Below are 1982 nucleotides of genomic sequence, written 5' to 3' on the forward strand. Positions count from 1 at the left end.
GCCGACCGCCGACCGCCGACCGCCGACTGCCGACCGCCAGCGGCCGACCGCCGACCGCCGACCGCCGACCGCCAGCGGCCAACCGCCAAGTGCCAGCTGCCAGGTGCCAGCTGCAGGTGCGGACTACTGAGCACCGGCGTGAACTGCGGAGTGGTGACCCGGCGCGCTGATCCGGATCCCGGCAGGCGGGCGCTCGTGCTGCACACCGAGCTCGGCACATCTCCCAAGTGCTCGGCAGTTGGCACAGAGATCGGTCCAGCCCTGAGCCGATCTCGATGCCCACTGCCGAACGCCAAGTGCCAACTACCGAGCGCCAGGTGCCAACTGCCGAACGCCAAGTGCCAACTGCCAGGTACCAGGTGCGGACTGCGGAGCAGCGGGGCGAAATGCCAAGCGCAAGGGCGGACTGCCGAGCAGCAGGGTGGCTGCGGGGCGGCGACATCGGCACGTTGCCCGAGTGCTCGGCAGTTGGCACCGAGATCGGTCCAGGGCTGAGCCGATCTCGATGCTAAGTGCCGACCGCCCAGTGCCAAGTGCCGAACGCCGGGTGCCACCTGCCGACCGCTCACTGCCAAGTGCCGAACGCCGGGTGCCACCTGCCGATCGGCCACGTGCCAAGTGCCGATCAGCTGGGCGAACTGCCGAGTGCTCCGGGGCAAGGTGGCGAGATCAGGGCGCCGTACCGCCCGCCACCGCCCCGCCCGCCACCGCACTGCCCGCCACCGCACCGCCCGCCGCAGTACCGCCCGCCACCGCACTGCCCGCCGGCGCGCTCTCGCGGAACTCGATCGTGTGGCCCACCGTGACGTGCCGGCCCGGGCCGGCGTAGCCCTCCAGGCGCTCCAGCAGCAGGTCCAGCGCTCGTTCGGCGAGCGCCCGGGTGTCCGGGGCGACCGACGTCAGGCTCGGCGCGGTGCTCGCGCCGAGCTCGATCGCATCCCAGCCGATCACGGCGACGTCGCCCGGCACGTCCAGGCCGTGCCGCCGCAGGGCGCGCAGCGCGCCGATCGCTGCGAGGTCGTCGCGGCACAGCAGCCCGTCCAGCTGGAGCCCGGCGGTCAGCGCGGCGTCGAGGGCCTCCTCGGCGTCGCGGGCGTCGCCGTCCTGCCGTCGCATCACGAGCAGCTCCGGGTCGGCGGACAGGCCGGCGTCGGCGAGCGCCCGGCGGTAGCCCTCGATCCGGAGCCTGGACGTCCACGACATCCGGTCGGTCTCGTGCCCGAGGAACCCGATGCGGCGACGTCCGGCGCGCACCAGGTGCCCGACGGCGTCCCGGGCGGCGGCCACGTTGTCGATCGCGACCTGGTCCGCGCCGTCGGGCTGCGGGTCCTCGCCCAGGAAGACGATGGGCATGCCGTGCCGCTCGCCGTCCAGCTCGCGGGCGGGCAGGACCTGCGGCTGCATCACCATCGCGTCCATGATCCCGGCCTCGCGGTCGCGCAGCACCGAGCGCTCGCCGTCTGCCGTCGCACCCGTCTCGGCGAGCAGGAGCCGGTAGCCGCGCGACTCGGCGACCCGCGCGAAGACGTGCGCGAGCTCGGCGAAGTACGGGCGGCGCAGGTCCGGGAACGCGAGCCCGAGCATGCTCGACCGTCCCGTGGCGAGGCTGCGGCCGGTGCGGTTGGGTCGGTAGCCGAGCTCGTCGATCGCGGCCTGCACCCGCTCGCGCATCCCCGGGCTGACGTGCTGGTACCCGCGGACGACGTTCGACACGGTCTTCATCGAGACCCCCGCGTGCTCCGCGACGTCCTGCAGGGTCACCCGGCTCATGTCGGAAGATTACCTTTGGCCCCCGGAACGCCGGGAAAGGTCCGCCGCGAGCAGGCGGTCGGGCCCGGTCCCGAGTCCGGAACCCGGCCGAACCGCCTGCTCGCGGCGGACCTTCGGAGAGCCTTCGGCCGACGCACCTCAGCCGACGCACCTCAGCCGACGCACCTCAGCCGACGGCGCCTCAGCCGACGGCGCCTCAGCCGACGACGGAG

1 protein-coding gene is annotated in these 1982 nt (G+C 73.8%); it reads right to left on the reverse strand.

Annotation, left to right across the window (positions count from 1 at the left end; all coding sequences use genetic code 11):
- Positions 1 to 669: 669 nt before the first annotated feature.
- Positions 670 to 1770 carry a LacI family DNA-binding transcriptional regulator gene (locus PROKR_RS05865; RefSeq protein ID WP_245605720.1) on the reverse strand — a complete coding sequence of 367 codons (1101 nt, stop codon included), beginning with the start codon at positions 1768 to 1770 and terminating at the stop codon, positions 670 to 672.
- Between the last annotated feature and the right edge of the window lie 212 nt (positions 1771 to 1982).

The organism is Promicromonospora kroppenstedtii DSM 19349, assembly GCF_000515355.1.
GTDB lineage: Bacteria > Actinomycetota > Actinomycetes > Actinomycetales > Cellulomonadaceae > Promicromonospora > Promicromonospora kroppenstedtii.

Bases quoted from the DNA above. Each gene is read 5' to 3' on its own strand.
- PROKR_RS05865 (WP_245605720.1), bottom strand. From the start codon at position 1,770: ATGAGCCGGGTGACCCTGCAGGACGTCGCGGAGCACGCGGGGGTCTCG.